The organism is Micromonospora sp. NPDC049203 (assembly GCF_043197215.1).
GTDB lineage: Bacteria > Actinomycetota > Actinomycetes > Mycobacteriales > Micromonosporaceae > Micromonospora.
Map to the genome: position 1 here is coordinate 98818 of NZ_JBICSV010000008.1, position 16558 is coordinate 115375.

Below are 16558 nucleotides of genomic sequence, written 5' to 3' on the forward strand. Positions count from 1 at the left end.
CCCCTCTTAACGCCTCCGGTAGAGAAAGGGCCCCTTCTTAACGCACGCCTGGCGGTGGCACACTCGCCGGCATGGCACCCACGCTGTCCCGGCGTACCCTGCTCGGCACCGCCGCCGGCGTGGCCGGCGCCGCGGTGGTCGGCGGCCTGGCCGCCCGGCAACTCTCCGGCCCCCGCCCGGGACCGGCACCGGCTCTGCCGGACGCCCCGGCCGGCGACGAACGGCTGATCCGCATCGCGTCCGGCGCACGCGGCCGCGAGGTGGACTTCTGGACGGCCGTGCCGGACGGGTACGGCGACGGCCGCGGCCTGCCCGTCTGCCTGGTGCTGCACGGCGCGTCGGCCACCCCGCGCGACTACGGCCGGTTCGGGCTGGCCCGCTTCCTCACCGACGCGGTACGCCGGGGCGCCCCGCCGTTCGCGCTCGCGGGCGCCGCCGGAGGGCGGCTGTCCTGGCGCGCCTCGGGCGACGACGACCCGCAGCGGATGGTGCGCGAGGAGGTGCCCACCTGGTGCGCCCGGCGCGGGTTCGACAGCAGCCGGCTGGCCGTGTGGGGCTGGTCGATGGGGGGCTTCGGCGCGCTGCTGCTGGCCGAGACGTACCCGGAGTGGCTGCGGATGGCGGCGGCCTTCTCCCCCGCGGTGAGCCCCGGCGACGCGGTCTTCACCGGAGCGGAAAAGCTGCGCGGCACCCCCGTCGGGCTCTGGTGCGGGCGGCAGGACAACTTCCTCAAGGACGTACGCGCGCTGGCCGGGGTGCTGCCCGAGGAGCCGGTCCGCGCCGCCTGGGCCGACGGGCGGCACAACTTCGGCTACTGGGGCACGGTCATCCCGGACGCGTTCGCGCTGATCGGCGCCGCGCTCAGCCCGCCCCGGCCGTGAACCGGCCCCGGACGTGAACCGCCCCCGGCCGCGCGGGCCGGGGGCGGGACCTGCCGGTCAGTACGAGTAGAAGCCCTGGCCGGTCTTGCGGCCCAGGTCGCCGGCGGTGGCCATGCGCTGCAGCAGCTCCGGCGGGAAGAACTTCTCGTCTGCGGTGTCGGTGTAGATGTTGCGGGTGGCGTTGAGCAGCACGTCCACGCCGGTCAGGTCGACAGTGGCGAGCGGGCCCATGGCGTGGCCGAAGCCCAGCTTGCAGGCGGTGTCCAGGTCCTCGGCGGAGATCACGCCGGACTCGACGAGCTTGACCGCCTCCATCGCCAGCGCGCAGATCAGCCGGGTGGTGACGAAACCGGCGATGTCCCGGTTGACCACCACCACGGTCTTGCCGATCCCCTCGGCGAACGACTTCACCGTGTCCATCGTCGCGTCGCTGGTCTTGTAGCCGCGTACCAGCTCGCAGAGCTTCATCATCGGCACCGGCGAGAAGAAGTGCGTGCCGACGACCGACTCCGGGCGCTCGGTAGCGGTGGCGATCTGGGTCACCGGGATGGCGGAGGTGTTCGTGGCGAGCACCGCGTCCGCCTTGCAGATCTTGTCCAGCGCGCGGAACACCTCGTGCTTGATCTCGATCTTCTCGAAGACCGCCTCGACCACGATGTCCGCGTCGGCGGCGGCCTCCAGATCGGTGGTCGGCGTGATCCGGCCCAGCGTCGCCTCGACGTCGGACGCCTCGATCTTGCCCTTCTCGGCGAACTTCGTCAGCGACTTCCGGATACCGTCCACGCCGCGCTTCGTGGCCGCGTCGTCGATGTCGCGCAGCGTCACCTGCCAGCCCGCCTGCGCCGCCACCTGGGCGATGCCCGAGCCCATCAGCCCGGCACCGACGACCGCGAGTCGACCCGCCATCTGCTTCTCCCTCGCCGTGTTCTGCAACGTCTGCCAGAACCCTACTTAACGACGGATAAGCCCCGGCCGTCAGATGGCCAGGTCCGGCTCCTCCGGCGCGGTGCCGCGTTCCACCTCCACGCCGAGCGCCCGCAGGTCCGCCACGAAGTCCGGGTAGCCCCGGTCGACGTGGTGCACGTGCGAGACCTCGGTGAGGCCGTCGGCGCAGAGCCCGGCGATGATCAGGCCGGCGCCGGCCCGGATGTCTGTCGCGCGTACCGGAGCGCCGGACAGCCGTTCCCGGCCGCACACCAGGGCGTGGTGACCGTCGGTACGGATCTCCGCGCCCAGCCGCATCATCTCGTTGGCGAACATGAACCGGCCGTCGAAGATGTTCTCGGTGATGAGCGAGCCGCCGTCGCTGACCGCCGCCAGCCCGATCGCCATCGGCAGCAGATCGGTGGCAAAGCCCGGGTAGGGCAGCGTGACCACGTCGACCGCCCGAGGGCGGTCGTCCATTCGTACCCGGAAGGCGTCGCCCCGCGTCTCGACCAGGCCGCCGGCCGCGACCAGCTTGTCCAGCGCGACCTCCAGGTACGCCGGGTCCAGCCCGGTCACCGTCACGTCGCCGCGGGTCATCGCGGCGGCGAACGCCCAGGTCCCGGCCACGATCCGGTCCCCCACCGTGGCGTGCCGGACCGGGCGCAGCTCGGGTACGCCGACGATGTGCAGCGTGGACGTGCCGGCCCCTTCGATCCGGGCGCCCATGGTGGTCAGCATCGTGCAGATGTCGACGATCTCCGGCTCCCGGGCCGCGTTGTCGATCGTCGTTGCGCCCCGGGCCAGCACCGCCGCCATGACCAGGTTCTCGGTCGCGCCCACGCTCGGGAAGTCCAGCACGATGTCGGCGCCGTGCAGCCCGTCCGGCGCCTCGGCGATGACGAAGCCGTGCTCACCGGAGATCTCCGCGCCCATCCGGGCCAGCCCGGCGATGTGCATGTCCAGGCCACGCGAGCCGATGGCGTCGCCGCCGGGGTGGGCCACCCGGACGTACCCCCGGCGGGCCAGCAGCGGGCCGAGCACGCAGATCGACGCGCGCAGCCGCCGCACCAGGTCGTAGTCGGCCTCCGTGCCCGGCCGCTCCGGCACGTCGATGATCACCGAGCGGGACCGCGCCACACCGCCGCGGGCCACCATCGGGTCGACCGGGTCGTCCGGGCCGAAGCGTACGCCGCAGCCGAGCCGCCGCAGCACCTCGCCCATGATCGCGATGTCGGTGATCCGGGGCACGTTGGTGATCACGCTGCGGCCGGGTGTGAGCAGCGCGGCGGCCATCAGCTTCAACGCGGAGTTCTTCGCACCCACCACGTGCACGGTGCCGGCGAGCCGGGCGTCACCGCGTACCCGGATGACGTCGACGTCGTTGAGCGCCGGATCTCCCGCGTCCCCCGGCCCCACCGGGCTCGGGCTCGGGCGGGCCGGGATCGTCAGGTCCGGTATCCGTAGGCTGTGCGTCATGGCCGTCCACCTCACGCGCATCTACACCAAGGCCGGCGACGCCGGCATGACCAGGCTGAGCAACAACGAGCAGGTGCCGAAGACCGATCCGCGCATCGCCGCGTACGCGGACGTGGACGAGTGCAACGCCTCGATCGGCGTCGCGCTCGCCCTGGGGCAGCTCTCGGACGAGCTGCGGGCCGTGCTGGAATCCGTGCAGAACGACATGTTCGACGTCGGCGCCGACCTGGCGACGCCGGTGGAGCCGGACCCGAAGTACCCGCCGCTGCGGGTGACCGAGGAGTACGTCGAGCGCCTTGAGGGCTGGTGCGACGAGTACAACGCGCGCCTGAGCAAGCTCGACTCCTTCATCCTCCCCGGCGGCACCGCTGGCGCGGCACTGCTGCACGTGGCACGGACGACCGCCCGGCGCGCCGAGCGTGCGGCTTGGGCGCTGGTCGCACACGACCCCGACCGGACCAGCCCTCTCCCGGCAAAGTATCTCAACCGGCTCTCCGATTTGCTCTTTATCCTGTCAAGAACGGCGAATCCGGACGGCGACGTGCTATGGGTGCCGGGCGGGAAGCGCTGACCATCGGCGGCCTCCATCACGTGGAGGTGTGGATACCCGACCTGGCGGCGGCCAGTCGTTCCTGGGGCTGGCTTCTCGGCGAGCTGGGCTGGACGCCGTACCAGGACTGGCCCGCCGGCCGCTCCTGGCGGCTCGGCGCGACGTACATCGTGCTGGAGGAGTCACCCGCGCTCACCGGCCGCGCCCACGACAGGCGCGCGCCCGGCCTGAACCACCTGGCCTTCCACGCCGGCCCGCCGGCCGCCGTCGAGCGCCTGGTCACCGCCGCCTCCGAGTACGGCTGGACGCTGCTGTTCCCGGACCGGCACCCGTACGCGGGCGGCCCGGACAGCTACGCCGCCTATCTGGCCGACGGGCAGGGGTACGAGGTCGAGCTGGTCGCGGACGCGTAAAGGCCGGCACCCCTCGTTTCGGGGTGCCGGCCTCTCGCTGTTTGTTCGTCTTACTTGTTCCAGTGCTCGGCGACCAGGTCGGCGGCCTGCTGCTCCCACTGGGCGTAGTGGTCCGGGTAGGCGGAGACCTGGACGGTCTGGGCGGCCTTGGTCAGTGGCATGTCCTTCCAGCCGTCGACCTGCTTGAGGCCCTTCAGGAACGCGGTCGTGGAGTACTCGGGGTCGGTGATCTGCTCCACCGTGCCCCACCCGCTGGAGGGACGCTGCTGGAACAGGCCCTGCGAGTCGTGGTCGTTACGGTCACCGAGGTGGCCGAGGTTCTCCAGCTTCGACTCCTGCAACGCCGTCGCGATCGACACGACAGCGGCACGCTCGTCCATACCGGCCTTCTTCGTCGCCGCGATGATCGCCTTCACATTCTTCGTCTGCTCGTCGTTCAGGTCGATACGCGACTGGTTGCCCTGCACACCGTGCGGGACCAGCTTGTCGCCCTGCTGCACGGTGGCCGAGACCGGCTTGGCCGCGTGGGTGGTGTCCGCCGCGTGGGCCGCGACCGGGCCGGCGAACACGCCACCGGTGAAAGCCAGACCAGCGATACCGAGAATGCTCTTCCGCAGGATCGTGTTCATGATGGGGGCTCCATTCGGGGGTCGACCGCACCCGGGTGGGCACGTGGCACCGTCAGGCGCTCAAAAAGTCTCGGGGGGAACCGGCCACTCGCGGGGCAGGGGTGCCACGTCGCGGCGCCGGAACCATGCACAACGACCGGCGGCCCGGGATGATTCCCGGACCTTCACGGATACCGCCCCGCCTGGGGCGAGCCCTTACTCGGTCGTTCACCCGGCTACAACGCCACCCACCCGCCGACGATTCCACCCCCAGAGTGCCACCCACCACCCCCGAACCAGACACCCACCCCAAACCCCCAAGCCCGCCCCCAGCACCGCGCCCCGCCACCCGTGATCAAGGACTTCGCGGCAGCCTTCTGCGTCAACGAGGACACAAACTCCTTGATCACCGGCGAAATCCCCCCGGGCACCCGCCGAGTGCGGTCGATCATGAGGTTGACGGCAGCTGGTGTCCGGTTTGTCGCCGCCAACCTCATGATCGACCGGGCTGGAGGCGGTCTCCGAGGACTGGGCGGCAGGGACGAGAAGCCGGCGAGGAAGAACGGGGGACGGGAGCCGACCCCGGGAGGTCCTCCGCGCGATCTTGCAGTTTCGGCCTCTGGAATGCCCTGTTTGCGAGGTTTGGGGGGTACGCAAGTGCAAGATCGCGCGGGGCTTGGAGGAGGCGGCTGGCGGTGACGGGCGGGTGGGGCTCGGCGGCGCTGTTGGTTGTGCGCGCGGGACGGTCAGGCGGCGGGCCAGTCCTGGGAGGCCAGACGCGGCGAGACCGCCCCGGGCGGGGCGGCCTCGAGCCAGGACAGGAATCCGGTGACAGTGGATCGCGCCATGGCGATCTCGATCGGGGCGTGGTGGCTGGTACAGCGCAGGATCACCCACTCGGCGGGCATCGACATGCACTCCTGCCCCTCGGGCAGCCGGCGGCGCTCGACCGCCAGCCCCTTGCGCGAGAGCACCCGCTTGGGGCGCAGCGCGAAGCTGAACATGCGATACCAGCGGAGCTCGTCGCCCACGAAGCGACCGAACCCGGGTGACCAGCCACGACCGTCGAGGATCGTGTTGACCCGGACGCTCAGCCGGATGATGCCACCGCTACGGGTGAACAGGGCCCGCCGGATGAAGAGGATCAGAAGCGCGACGACGATGATCGCGAAGCCGATTCCGATCCCTTCGACGATCTCCATCGGCGGGTCGGCTCAGCGGGCCGGGGTGGCGGGGGTTGCGCTCTCGGCGAGGACTGTGACGCCCTCACCGGTCACCGACAGGAAGCCGCCGTCCACGTCGAACGCGATCTGCTGGCCACCGGCCTGCTTGATGCGTACCTGGCTGGGTTCGGCGAGCTGGCCGAGCAGCGGTGCGTGCCCTGGCAGCACACCGAGCTCACCCTCGGTCGTCCGCGCGACGACCATCTCGGCCTCGCCGGTCCAGACCTTCTCCTCGACGGCTACGAGCTCGACGTGAAGCTGCTGTGCCACGCTGTCTCCTTGCTGCGGCGGCGGATTGCCGAAAGTCTAGTCGCGCCCCCGCAGCCCACCCAACGCGGGTGGTGAGAGCCCTGCCACCACGGCCCCGCACCCGCTCAGGCTACTTGGTCTTCTGGATGAAGTCGGGGTGCTCCAGCAGGAACGCGTCGAGCTGTTCGGTGCGCAGCGCGGTGAAGAAGTCCTCCGCCGGTTCGAGCAGTTCCTCGCCCCGGTAGTTGCCGCCGGTGCCGATCGAGCCGCCCGGCAGCTTGATCGTCTCGATCGCGTCGGGGCGGATGTCCTTCAGGGCCAGCCCGAAGTCCACCACGCTGTTGCCCCGGCCGTTGAACACCAGTGACTTCCCGGCGGCGCGCAGCACCCGGTCCAGCTTGACCGGGTTGGTCACCACGTCGGCGCTGAACGCCTGGCTCGCCATCGCCTTGACGAACTGCTGCTGGTGCCGCTGCCGGCCGTAGTCGCCGTCCGGCACGCCGTTCTTGGGGTAGCGCTGCCGGACGTAGTCCAGCGCCTGCCAGCCCTTGAGGTGGGCGTTGCCCTTCTTGTACACCGCCTGCGGTCCGAGGTAGCCCCCGCCGCCGGGCCTGAGCTGGCGCGGCGTGCCGTCCGGCTGGAGGTGCTCGGAGCGCACCTCCCGCTCGATGTACATGTCGACACCGCCCATGGCGTCGACGATCTTCTTGAAACCGCTGAAGTTGATGATCGCCCCGGCGTCGAAGCGCTTGATGCCGGTGACCCCCTGCACGGTCTTGGCGAGCAACTCGAAGCCCTGAACGGTGCTGGGGTTCTGGCCCGGCACGTTGCTGCCGTGCGACATGGCCGCGTTGAGCCGGTCGTTGGCGCCGGCGTACTCGGCCTTGGGGAACGCCGGAATGTCCACCCGCAGGTCGCGTGGGAGCGAGAAGAGATAGCCGCGGTCCATGCTGGCGGGCACGTGCAGCACCATGATCGAGTCGGCCAGTGGCCGGGCGGTGGACGTCCGCGGGTCCACGCCGACGAGCAGGATGTTGAGTGGCCCCTTGATGTCGCTCTTCTTCTCGTTGGCGCCGGCGGCCTGGTCGCCGAAGAGGTCGGCCTTGCCCACCGATCCCTCGTAGCGGGCGACCAGGGCACGTGAGCCGATCAGCACGGAGCCGCTGAGCACCACCATGACGATGCCGAGGATGGTGCAGACGCGGGCCCACCGGGGCACGCCGCGCCACATGGACCGCTTGCCGCGATCCGTGCCGCCCTTACCGCCCACGAGCATCTCCAATCGTCGCGCCCTCGGGTAGGAAGACGGGCACGGGGGGCCGTTTGGTTGCAGAGATCAACGGCCGGGATGTGAAGTCGTGTCAGAAACGGTAGCGCGTGATCCGGCGAACCGCTTGCCGGAGAAGCGGGCATCTGATAAAGCGCTGCGCCGAACAGGCGAAGGCCGCCCCGGCTTTCGCCGGGACGGCCCTCGTGGGTGTGAGCGGGCTCTCAGCCCTCCTCGCCCATCAGCTCCTTGGCCTTGGCCCGGAGGTCGTCCAGGCCGCCGCACATGAAGAACGCCTGCTCCGGGAAGTGGTCGAACTCCCCCTCGCTGATCCGGCGGAAGGCGTCGATGGTCTCGGAGATCGGGACCGTCGAGCCGGGCACGCCGGTGAACTGCTCCGCCGCGTACGTGTTCTGCGAGAGGAACCGCTCGATCCGGCGGGCGCGCCCGACGGTGAGCTTGTCCTCCTCGGAGAGCTCCTCGATACCGAGGATGGCGATGATGTCCTGCAGGTCCTTGTAGCGCTGCAGGATCCGCTTCACCTCGGTGGCGACGGCGAAGTGCTCCTCGCCGACGAACTCCGGGGCGAGGATCCGGGACGAGGACGCCAGCGGGTCCACGGCCGGGTAGATGCCCTTGTCGGAGATCGACCGCTCCAGGTTGGTGGTCGCGTCGAGGTGGGCGAACGTGGTGGCCGGCGCCGGGTCGGTGTAGTCGTCGGCGGGCACGTAGATCGCCTGCATCGAGGTGATGGCCTGGCCCCGGACGGAGGTGATCCGCTCCTGGAGCTGGCCCATCTCGTCGGCCAGGGTCGGCTGGTAACCCACGGCGCTCGGCATGCGGCCGAGCAGCGTGGAGACCTCGGAACCGGCCTGGGTGAAGCGGAAGATGTTGTCGATGAAGAGCAGCACCTCCTGCTTCTTCACGTCACGGAAGTACTCCGCCATGGTGAGCGCGGACAGCGCGACCCGCAGCCGGGTGCCCGGCGGCTCGTCCATCTGGCCGTACACCAGGGCGGTCTTGTCGATGACGCCCGACTCGGTCATCTCGGCGATGAGGTCGTTGCCCTCGCGGGTGCGCTCACCCACGCCGGCGAAGACAGAGGTACCACCGAAGTTCCGGGCCACACGGGTGATCATCTCCTGGATGAGCACCGTCTTGCCCACGCCGGCACCGCCGAACAGGCCGATCTTGCCGCCCTTGACGTACGGGGCGAGCAGGTCGATGACCTTGATGCCGGTCTCCAGCATCTCGGTCTTCGGCTCCAGGTCCGCGAAGGCCGGGGCCTTGCGGTGGATGCCCCACCGGTCGTCGGCCTCGATGGTCTCGCCCTCGGTGAGGTTGAGGCACTCGCCGATCGCGTTGAAGACGTGGCCCTTGACCGCGTCACCCACCGGCACGCTGATCGGCGCCCCGGTGTCGCGCACGTCGGTGCCGCGGACCAGACCGTCGGTCGGCTGCATCGAGATGGCGCGGACCAGGTTGTCACCCAGGTGCTGGGCGACCTCCAGGGTCAGCGTCTTCTCACCGCCGGAGAGGGTCACGTCGACGTGCAGGGCGTTGAACAGCTCCGGCATGGCGTCGCGCGGGAACTCGGCGTCGACGACCGGGCCGATGACCCGGACCACGCGACCCGTGGCCGTCTTGGTCTCAACTGCGGATACAGTCATCACACTTCACTTCCCGACGCGGCCAGCGCGTTCGCGCCGCCGACGATCTCACTGATCTCCTGGGTGATCCCGGCCTGACGGGCCGAGTTCATCTCACGCGTGTACTTCTCGATCATCTCTTCGGCGTTGTCGGTGGCGCTCTTCATCGCCCGCCGGCGGGCGGCCGACTCGCTGGCCGCCGACTCCAGCAACGCCGCGAAGATCCGCGTGTTGATGTACTTCGGCAGCAGGGCGTCGAGCAGCGACTCCGGCTCCGGCTCGAACTCGTACGCCGGCAGCGCGCCCTCGGACCGCGGCCGGTCCTCGACCTGCATCGGACCGATGATCCGGGTCACCGGGTTCTGCGTCATCAGGGACTTGAACTCGGTGTAGACGATGTGCAGTTCGTCCACGCCGAGGATCCCGTCGGCACCGGCGTCCCCGTCCGTGTCGTCCGCGCCGGCGGTGAACGCCTTGATCAGCGTGTCACCGACCTCGCGGGCGTCGGCGAACGTCGGCTGCTCCGAGAAGCCGGTCCAGCTTCCCGCGATCTCCCGGCTGCGGAACCGGTAGTACGCCACGCCCTTGCGGCCGATGACGTAGAGCACCGGCTCCTTGCCGTCGGCGCGCAGCCGGGCGATGAGCGACTCGGCGGTCCGGATCGCGTTCGAGCTGTAGCCACCGGCCAGACCCCGGTCGGCCGTGACCAGCAGGACGCCCGCCCGCCGCACCCGCTCGCGCGAGGTGAGCAGCGGGTGGTCGATCCGCGCGTTCGAGGCCAGCGCCGTCAGCACGCCGGTGATCGCCTCGGCGTACGGCAGCGAGGCCGCCACCTTGGCCTGGGCCTTGGCGATGCGGCTCGTCGCGACGAGCTCCATCGCCTTGGTGATCTTCTTCATCCCCTTGGCGGATCGGATCCGCTGCCGGAGAACGCGTACCTGGGCGGCCATCGGATCAGCTCTCGGCCGGGCGGTCGGCGCCGTCGCGCAGGCGGGTCACCGTCTCGCGGGACTGCTCACCCTCCAGCGGCTTGGCCGGCGCCTCGTTGATCCGGACCTCCTCCTCCTTGCCCAGGAAGAGCTGCTTGAACTCGGTGATCGCCGAGTCGAGCGAGGAGATGATGTCGTCGCCCCACTTGTGGTCCGCGATCGAGGCCAGGACACCCTCGTGCTTGTGCCGGAGGTACTGCAGGAACTCCGACTCGAAGCGGCGCACCTCGCCGACCGGGACGTCGTCCAGCTTGCCCTCGGTGCCGGCCCAGACGGAGACGACCTGCTCCTGCACCGGGTACGGCGAGTAGTTCGGCTGCTTGAGCAGCTCGACCAGCCGGGAACCGCGGTCCAGCTGAGCCCGGGAGGCCCGGTCCAGGTCGGAGGCGAAGGCGGCGAACGCCTCCAGCTCGCGGTACTGGGCCAGGTTCAGCCGCAGCGAGCCGGCGACCTTCTTCATCGGCTTCACCTGCGCGGCGCCACCGACCCGGGAGACCGAGGTGCCGACGTTGATGGCCGGCCGGACGCCCTGGTTGAACAGATCGGTCTCCAGGAAGATCTGGCCGTCGGTGATGGAGATGACGTTGGTCGGGATGAACGCCGAGATGTCGTTCGCCTTGGTCTCGATGATCGGCAGACCGGTCATCGAGCCGCCACCCAGCTCGTCGGAGAGCTTGGCGCAGCGCTCCAGCAGACGCGAGTGCAGGTAGAAGACGTCACCCGGGTAGGCCTCACGACCCGGCGGGCGGCGCAGCAGCAGCGACACGGCACGGTACGCCTCGGCCTGCTTGCTCAGGTCGTCGAAGACGATCAGGACGTGCTTGCCGCCGTACATCCAGTGCTGCCCGATGGACGAGCCGGTGTAGGGCGCGAGGTACTTGAAGCCGGCCGGGTCGGAGGCCGGGGAGGCGACGATGGTGGTGTACTCCATCGCGCCCGCCTCCTCCAGCGTCCCCTTGATGGAGGCGATGGTGGAGGCCTTCTGGCCGATCGCGACGTAGATGCAGCGGACCTGCTTCTTCGGGTCGCCGGAGCGCCAGTTCTCGCGCTGGTTGAGGATGGTGTCCAGGGCGACGGTGGTCTTGCCCGTCTTCCGGTCACCGATGATCAGCTGACGCTGGCCGCGGCCGATCGGGGTCATCGCGTCGATGGCCTTGATGCCGGTCTGCAGCGGCTCGTCGACCGACTTGCGGGACATCACGTTCGGGGCCTGGAGCTCCAGCTCACGGTAGCCCTCGTTGGCGATGTCACCGAGGCCGTCGATGGGCTCGCCGAGCGCGTTCACCACGCGGCCGAGGAACGCGTCACCGATCGGCACCGAGAGCACCCGGCCGGTGCGCTTGACGCGCTGACCCTCTTCGATCCCGCCGAAGTCACCGAGGACGACGACACCGATCTCCCGGACGTCGAGGTTCAGCGCCACACCGAGCGTGCCGTCCTCGAACTCCAGGAGCTCGTTGGTCATGGTCGAGGGGAGGCCCTCGACGTGGGCGATGCCGTCACCGGCGTCGGCGACGGTGCCGACCTCCTCGCGGGAGACGTCGGCCGTGTAGGAAGAGACGTAGCGCTCCAGGGCGCCGCGGATCTCCTCCGTCGAGATGGTCAGCTCGGCCATCCTCTGCTTCCTTAAGTATCTCAGGGCCCGGGATACCTAGTACCGACCGGTCCGATGGCATCGAATCAGGGCTGCTAAGACGCTGGTCAGCGCTTCGCGAGCGCGTTGCGGGTCTCGTTGAGGCGACGCAGGACGGTGCCGTCGTACAGGTCGGAGCCGACCTGTACGCGCGCCCCGCCGAGCACGTCGGGGTCGACCGTCTGCTTGACGGAGACCTCCCGACCGTACATCTCCGAGAGGCGGGCACCGAGGCGTCGCTCCTCCTCCTCGGTCAGCGGAGCCGCCACGGTCACGTACGCGACCTGACGGTCCCGCCGGTCGGCGGCGAGCTCGACCAGCCGGGTGAGCGCACCGGTGAAGGAGCGTCCCCCGAAGCCGGCGAGCGCGGCCTCGACGAGGCTGACGGTCACCGGCTGGGCCTTGCCGGCGAGCAGCTGCCGGGCCAGTTCGGCCCGCCGCTCGACCGCGGCCATCGGGTCGGAGAGCGTGTTCGACAGCTCGGCGGAACCGGCGACGACCTGCCCGAAGCGGAACAGCTCGTCCTCGACCTCGCCCAGCTCGCCGGCCAGGTCGGCGCTGGCCAGCAGTGCCTCCACGCCCAGGCGCTCGACACCGTCGAGCAGCTCGGTCGGGGCCGACCAGCGGCCGGACACCATCGACGTGAGCAGGTCGAGCGCCTCCGCGCCGATCCGGCCGCGCAGCATGTCGCCGAGCAGACCGGAGCGGTCGGCGCCGGCCCGGGCCGGGTCGGAGAGCGCCCGGCGCAGCCGCGGCTCGCGCCGCAGCAGGGCGGCGACGGAGAGGATGTCGTCGGCGGTGGCAGCCACCGCCGACGGCTCCGCGCCGCGGACGTACGTGTCGAGGCGCTCGGCCCCGGCCCGGTACGACTCCCGGCTGGCGGCCTGCATCAGCGGGCCCCCGTGCTCTCGAGATTGCTCAGGAACCGGTCGACGGTGCCCTTGCGACGCGCCTCGTCGGCAAGCGACTCGCCGACGATCTTGCTGGCCAGGTCCACCGCGATGGTGCCCACCTCGGTGCGCAGCTCGCGCACGATGGTGGCCCGCTCCGCGGCGAGCTGCTCCTTGCCGGCGGCGATGATCCGGTCGGACTCCTCACGCGCCTTGGCGAGGATGTCCTGCCGGATGCCGTCGGCGTCGGCCCGCGCGTCGTCGCGGATCTTGGCGGCGTCGGTACGCGCCTCCGCGAGCTGGGCCCGGTACTGCTCGAGCAGCTGGTTCGCCTCGGCCTGAGCCGCCTCGGCGCGCTTGATGCCGCCCTCGATCGCGTCGACCCGCGCCTGGTACATCGCCTCCATGCGGGGCATGACGAACTTCAGCAGGACGAAGACGAGCAGGGCGAAGGAGATCGTTCCGACGACCATCTCCTGCCAGATCGGCAAGATCGGATTGTGCGCGCCTTCGGCGGCGAGATACATGTCAGACCTCCGGATCGGGGGAGCTCGCGTCAGCTAACGGCGAAGGCGAGCACCAGGCCGAACAGCGCCAGCGCCTCGACCAGGGCGAAGCCCAGCACCAGCCAGGTGCGGTTGTAGCCGGCCGACTCGGGCTGGCGGGCGCTCGACTGGATGTAGGCCGCGAATACCAGGGCCACACCGATACCGGGGCCGATGGCGGCGAGGCCGTAGCCGATGGTGTTGACGTTGCCACCGATCTCGGCAAGAACGTTCATTGCGGGTATTCCTCCTAGTTCACACGTGAGGGCTCACGTGTACGCGGTCGGTACCAGATGCTTGGCCGGGCCGGGTGCCCGCCGAGCCGGATCTCAGTGCTCGTCGGCCAGCGACGTGCCGATGTAGTTGGCGCTCAGCGTGACGAAGACGTATGCCTGCAGCACCGCCACCAGCGCCTCGAAGAAGGCCATCACGATCGCCATCGCGAAGGAGAAGACCGAGGTCGCCTGGACGAAGACGCTGCTCGACCCGAGCATCACGAAGCCGCCGACGGTGAAGACCAGCAGGAGCAGGTGGCCGGCGAACATGTTGGCGAAGAGCCGCAGTGCCAGGGTGACCGGCCGGACGACGAAGTTCTGCAGGAACTCGATCGGAATCAGCAGGAAGTGCATCGGCCACGGCACGCCGGGCAGGATGAGGCTCTGCTTGAGGTACTTGCCGAGGCCGTGCTTGCGGACGCCGACGTAGTTGTACATGACGTACGAGATGGCGGCGAGCACGATCGGGAACGCGATGTGCGAGTTCGGCGAGATCTGCAGGCCGGGCACGATGCTGAAGATGTTTGTCAGCAGGATGAAGCTGAACAGCACGGTGAGGTAGGGCGCGAAGCGGATGCCCGCGTTACCCATCTGCTCCCGGGCGATGTTGTCCCGGACGAGCCCGTAGACCGCCTCCGCCGCCCACTGGCCCTTGCCCGGCACCAGCTTCGGCTTCCGGTACGCGGCCACGAAGAAGATGATCAGCAGCGCGACGGCGATCCAGATCATGATGCTGAACTTGGTGACCCAGGGGCCGGCCACGTCCGGCGGGTAGAAATCCCCGACGCTGGGGGGCCAGGGAAGGTCCTGGGCGACGACCAGCTGTCCGCTCACCGTGTCATCCTCCGCACTCAACAGACCCGCGTGTGCCGGAACTCAGGCACTGAGCCTCTTCATGATCAGGTAGATCGCCCCGGCCGCGCCGAGCATCATGCCGACGGCGACCCCGATGCCGGCTGGCAGACCGAAGAACCGTTCCGCCAACCAGCCGAGGCCACCCCACACCAGAATGCCGGCGAGCAGGTAACCCACGACGGCGCCTGCCACACCCTCCGACGAGTGCTCGTCGGACTTGTGGGAGTGGGGGTCATCGGCCATGACGTGGCGAACAATATCAGCAGGGGCGCGCGGGGATGTGCGGCACCCCCCACACTGCGGGCAGCGTGCGGGCCGTACTGCGGGCGCGTCAACCTCGCGCCACGTTACTCCTGTCGCGCCCGTCAGGGCACCCGCCGTACCGGACACGATTCCGCAAAGTCACTCGTCGTCGTCACGCGGCTTGAAGGTGGGCAGCGGAGACCTCATCGCCCAGGTCAGGTGCGCTCCGGTCCACACCACCACCGCCGCGATGATGGCCACGCCCATGGCCGGCAGGCCGGGCCAGCCGGTGGCCGCCACGGCGGCCATCACCACGCCCAGGATCACGATCTTGGTGGCGTAGGTGACGAGCCCGACCGACATGATCATCCGAGGGTGGACGGCGTCCGCCCAGGCCACCGAGACGCTGGAGATCAGGTAGCTGACGATCACCAGCGCCACGCCGGCCGCGAAACCGGCCGCGCCGGTCGGGCCGCGCAGCAGCGCCGCCGCCGGCACCCCCACCACCGCGAGGGCCGCGCACGCCAGCAGCGGCAGCCGCAGGTGGTTCAGCCGGGACCGGATGGCGCCGGGCTCGCCCGCCCGTGGCGCCGTCATCGGGGGTACGCCGGGAAGGCGGCGACCAGCTCGGCGACCTCGCGGGCCATCCCGGTCAGCGCGTCGGCGCCGCCGGAGGCGCCCGGATCGGTGCGTACCGCGCGCGCGATCAGCCCCGCGATCCGGCGCATCTCGCCCTCCCGCATGCCCTGGGTGGTGACGCTCGGCGTACCCACCCGGATGCCGGAGGCCACCGACGGCGGCCGCGGGTCGTACGGGATGGCGTTCTTGTTGAGCGTGATGCCGGCGGCGTCGCAGCGGGCCTCGGCCTGCGCGCCGGTCACGCCGGTCTCCCGCAGGTCGAGCAGGGCCAGGTGGGTGTCGGTGCCGCCGGAGACCGGCGGCAGTCCCTCCGCGGCCAGCCCGTCGGCGAGCGCGCGGGAGTTGGCGACGACCTGGGCGGCGTACGTGCGGAACTCGGGCTGCGCGGCCTCGCGCAGCGCGACCGCCTTGGCGGCGACGGCGTGCATCAGCGGGCCGCCCTGGGTGAACGGGAAGACCGCCTTGTCGATCCGGGCCGCGAGCGGCTCACGGCAGAGGATCATGCCGCCGCGCGGGCCGCGCAGCACCTTGTGGGTGGTCGCGGTGACCACGTCGGCGTACGGCACCGGGGACGGGATCGCCCCGCCGGCCACCAGGCCGATGAAGTGCGCGGCGTCCACCATCAGGTACGCGTCGACCTCGTCGGCGATCTCCCGGAAGCGGGCGAAGTCGATCAGGCGCGGGTACGCCGTCGCGCCACAAATGATCATCTTTGGCCGGTGCGCCCGGGCCAGGTCGCGTACCTCGTCGTAGTCGATCAGTCCGGTGTCCGGCCGGACGGTGTAGCCGACCGGGTGGAACCACTTGCCGGAGAAGTTCACCCGGCTGCCGTGCGTCAGGTGCCCGCCGTGCGGCAGGTCCATCGCCAGCACCGTGTCGCCCGGCTGGATCAGGGCGGCGTACGCGGCCAGGTTGGCGCTCGCCCCGGAGTGCGGCTGGACGTTCGCGTGTTCGGCGTCGAACAGGTCCTTCGCCCGGGACACGGCCAGCTCCTCGGCCCGGTCCACCTCGGCGCAGCCGCCGTAGTAGCGCCGGCCCGGGTAGCCCTCGGCGTACTTGTTGGTGAGCGTGGAACCCAGCGCGGCCAGCACCGCGGGCGAGGTGAGGTTCTCGCTGGCGATCAGTTGCAGACCGCCGCGCAGCCGGTCCAGCTCCCCCAGCACCACCTCGGCGATCTCCGGGTCGACGGTACTGAGCTGCTGGAAGTCCGGCCCCCAGAAGGTGTCCCTCGCGTTCTCCACAGCGA

General features: G+C 70.3%; 19 protein-coding genes. 3 read left to right on the forward strand and 16 right to left on the reverse strand.

All coding sequences use genetic code 11. The features are described from left to right. Window positions 1-71 precede the first annotated feature (71 nt). A complete protein-coding gene (locus ACGFIA_RS21740) occupies window positions 72-881 on the forward strand; it encodes an alpha/beta hydrolase-fold protein (RefSeq protein ID WP_357389288.1) in 810 nt (269 codons plus the stop codon). Between the two features lie 57 nt (window positions 882-938). Here the strand turns inward: ACGFIA_RS21740 and ACGFIA_RS21745 are convergent, their stop codons facing one another. Further along, entirely contained in the window at window positions 939-1787 is an 849-nt protein-coding gene (locus ACGFIA_RS21745) for a 3-hydroxyacyl-CoA dehydrogenase family protein (RefSeq protein ID WP_135241796.1), read from the reverse strand. Between the two features lie 69 nt (window positions 1788-1856). Beyond that, a complete protein-coding gene (gene murA, locus ACGFIA_RS21750) occupies window positions 1857-3284 on the reverse strand; it encodes a UDP-N-acetylglucosamine 1-carboxyvinyltransferase (protein WP_393261698.1) in 1428 nt (475 codons plus the stop codon). Here murA and ACGFIA_RS21755 point away from each other — a divergent pair. Both ACGFIA_RS21755 and ACGFIA_RS21760 read left to right on the forward strand, forming a co-directional pair. Beyond that, a complete protein-coding gene (locus tag ACGFIA_RS21755) occupies window positions 3283-3855 on the forward strand; it encodes a cob(I)yrinic acid a,c-diamide adenosyltransferase (RefSeq protein ID WP_013475364.1) in 573 nt (190 codons plus the stop codon). The genes murA and ACGFIA_RS21755 overlap by 2 nt on opposite strands. Then, on the forward strand, window positions 3831-4247 hold the full coding sequence (locus tag ACGFIA_RS21760; RefSeq protein ID WP_357389282.1) for a VOC family protein: 417 nt from the start codon (window positions 3831-3833) through the stop codon (window positions 4245-4247). The genes ACGFIA_RS21755 and ACGFIA_RS21760 overlap by 25 nt, the downstream gene beginning before the upstream one ends. Window positions 4248-4297: 50 nt before the next feature. On the opposite strand, the gene ACGFIA_RS21765 is transcribed toward ACGFIA_RS21760, so the two are convergent. The 14 genes from ACGFIA_RS21765 to glyA form a co-directional block, all read right to left on the reverse strand. Then, the gene (locus tag ACGFIA_RS21765) at window positions 4298-4876 is read right to left on the reverse strand and encodes a hypothetical protein (protein WP_393261701.1); all 579 of its coding nucleotides are present in this window, start codon (window positions 4874-4876) and stop codon (window positions 4298-4300) included. Window positions 4877-5601: 725 nt separating this feature from the next. Beyond that, window positions 5602-6057 (reverse strand): DUF2550 domain-containing protein, encoded by a 456-nt coding sequence (locus tag ACGFIA_RS21770; protein ID WP_357474677.1) that lies wholly within the window; start codon window positions 6055-6057, stop codon window positions 5602-5604. Between the two features lie 12 nt (window positions 6058-6069). Continuing rightward, window positions 6070-6348 (reverse strand): F0F1 ATP synthase subunit epsilon, encoded by a 279-nt coding sequence (locus ACGFIA_RS21775; protein WP_357383911.1) that lies wholly within the window; start codon window positions 6346-6348, stop codon window positions 6070-6072. 109 nt (window positions 6349-6457) lie between these two features. Continuing rightward, window positions 6458-7603 carry an LCP family protein gene (locus ACGFIA_RS21780; RefSeq protein WP_357383932.1) on the reverse strand — a complete coding sequence of 382 codons (1146 nt, stop codon included), beginning with the start codon at window positions 7601-7603 and terminating at the stop codon, window positions 6458-6460. Window positions 7604-7818: 215 nt separating this feature from the next. Next, the gene (atpD, locus tag ACGFIA_RS21785) at window positions 7819-9264 is read right to left on the reverse strand and encodes a F0F1 ATP synthase subunit beta (RefSeq protein ID WP_357474674.1); all 1446 of its coding nucleotides are present in this window, start codon (window positions 9262-9264) and stop codon (window positions 7819-7821) included. After that, window positions 9264-10193 carry a F0F1 ATP synthase subunit gamma gene (locus ACGFIA_RS21790; protein ID WP_354871302.1) on the reverse strand — a complete coding sequence of 310 codons (930 nt, stop codon included), beginning with the start codon at window positions 10191-10193 and terminating at the stop codon, window positions 9264-9266. Before ACGFIA_RS21790 ends, atpD begins: the two co-directional genes overlap by 1 nt. A 4-nt stretch (window positions 10194-10197) precedes the next feature. Next, on the reverse strand, window positions 10198-11847 hold the full coding sequence (gene atpA / locus ACGFIA_RS21795; protein WP_357383906.1) for a F0F1 ATP synthase subunit alpha: 1650 nt from the start codon (window positions 11845-11847) through the stop codon (window positions 10198-10200). Window positions 11848-11933: 86 nt separating this feature from the next. Then, window positions 11934-12755, reverse strand: a complete 822-nt coding sequence (locus ACGFIA_RS21800) for a F0F1 ATP synthase subunit delta (protein ID WP_357383904.1) — start codon at window positions 12753-12755, stop codon at window positions 11934-11936. Next, a complete protein-coding gene (locus ACGFIA_RS21805; RefSeq protein WP_357383902.1) occupies window positions 12755-13282 on the reverse strand; it encodes a F0F1 ATP synthase subunit B in 528 nt (175 codons plus the stop codon). The genes ACGFIA_RS21800 and ACGFIA_RS21805 overlap by 1 nt, the downstream gene beginning before the upstream one ends. Before the next feature lie 29 nt (window positions 13283-13311). Next, window positions 13312-13536, reverse strand: coding sequence for an ATP synthase F0 subunit C (atpE, locus tag ACGFIA_RS21810; protein WP_018789141.1), 225 nt, complete (start codon window positions 13534-13536; stop codon window positions 13312-13314). Window positions 13537-13629: 93 nt separating this feature from the next. Further along, the gene (atpB, locus tag ACGFIA_RS21815) at window positions 13630-14409 is read right to left on the reverse strand and encodes a F0F1 ATP synthase subunit A (protein WP_043328655.1); all 780 of its coding nucleotides are present in this window, start codon (window positions 14407-14409) and stop codon (window positions 13630-13632) included. Window positions 14410-14451: 42 nt separating this feature from the next. Next, window positions 14452-14673 (reverse strand): hypothetical protein, encoded by a 222-nt coding sequence (locus tag ACGFIA_RS21820; protein WP_269704359.1) that lies wholly within the window; start codon window positions 14671-14673, stop codon window positions 14452-14454. A 159-nt stretch (window positions 14674-14832) separates the two neighbouring features. Next, window positions 14833-15270: a hypothetical protein gene (locus ACGFIA_RS21825; protein WP_357474669.1), complete on the reverse strand. Its 438-nt coding sequence runs from the start codon at window positions 15268-15270 to the stop codon at window positions 14833-14835. Continuing rightward, the gene (gene glyA / locus ACGFIA_RS21830) at window positions 15267-16553 is read right to left on the reverse strand and encodes a serine hydroxymethyltransferase (protein WP_357474666.1); all 1287 of its coding nucleotides are present in this window, start codon (window positions 16551-16553) and stop codon (window positions 15267-15269) included. The genes ACGFIA_RS21825 and glyA overlap by 4 nt, the downstream gene beginning before the upstream one ends. Window positions 16554-16558: the final 5 nt, after the last annotated feature.

Coding starts and splice junctions, on each gene's coding strand:
- ACGFIA_RS21805 (WP_357383902.1), bottom strand. CDS start 13,282: ATGTATCTCGCCGCCGAAGGCGCGCACAATCCGATCTTGCCGATCTGG.
- ACGFIA_RS21825 (WP_357474669.1), bottom strand. CDS start 15,270: ATGACGGCGCCACGGGCGGGCGAGCCCGGCGCCATCCGGTCCCGGCTG.
- ACGFIA_RS21770 (WP_357474677.1), bottom strand. CDS start 6,057: ATGGAGATCGTCGAAGGGATCGGAATCGGCTTCGCGATCATCGTCGTC.
- atpA (WP_357383906.1), bottom strand. CDS start 11,847: ATGGCCGAGCTGACCATCTCGACGGAGGAGATCCGCGGCGCCCTGGAG.
- ACGFIA_RS21740 (WP_357389288.1), top strand. CDS start 72: ATGGCACCCACGCTGTCCCGGCGTACCCTGCTCGGCACCGCCGCCGGC.
- ACGFIA_RS21780 (WP_357383932.1), bottom strand. CDS start 7,603: ATGCTCGTGGGCGGTAAGGGCGGCACGGATCGCGGCAAGCGGTCCATG.
- ACGFIA_RS21755 (WP_013475364.1), top strand. CDS start 3,283: ATGGCCGTCCACCTCACGCGCATCTACACCAAGGCCGGCGACGCCGGC.
- ACGFIA_RS21745 (WP_135241796.1), bottom strand. CDS start 1,787: ATGGCGGGTCGACTCGCGGTCGTCGGTGCCGGGCTGATGGGCTCGGGC.
- ACGFIA_RS21800 (WP_357383904.1), bottom strand. CDS start 12,755: ATGCAGGCCGCCAGCCGGGAGTCGTACCGGGCCGGGGCCGAGCGCCTC.
- ACGFIA_RS21765 (WP_393261701.1), bottom strand. CDS start 4,876: ATGAACACGATCCTGCGGAAGAGCATTCTCGGTATCGCTGGTCTGGCT.
- murA (WP_393261698.1), bottom strand. CDS start 3,284: ATGACGCACAGCCTACGGATACCGGACCTGACGATCCCGGCCCGCCCG.
- atpE (WP_018789141.1), bottom strand. CDS start 13,536: ATGAACGTTCTTGCCGAGATCGGTGGCAACGTCAACACCATCGGCTAC.
- atpD (WP_357474674.1), bottom strand. CDS start 9,264: ATGACTGTATCCGCAGTTGAGACCAAGACGGCCACGGGTCGCGTGGTC.
- ACGFIA_RS21790 (WP_354871302.1), bottom strand. CDS start 10,193: ATGGCCGCCCAGGTACGCGTTCTCCGGCAGCGGATCCGATCCGCCAAG.
- ACGFIA_RS21760 (WP_357389282.1), top strand. CDS start 3,831: ATGGGTGCCGGGCGGGAAGCGCTGACCATCGGCGGCCTCCATCACGTG.
- ACGFIA_RS21820 (WP_269704359.1), bottom strand. CDS start 14,673: ATGGCCGATGACCCCCACTCCCACAAGTCCGACGAGCACTCGTCGGAG.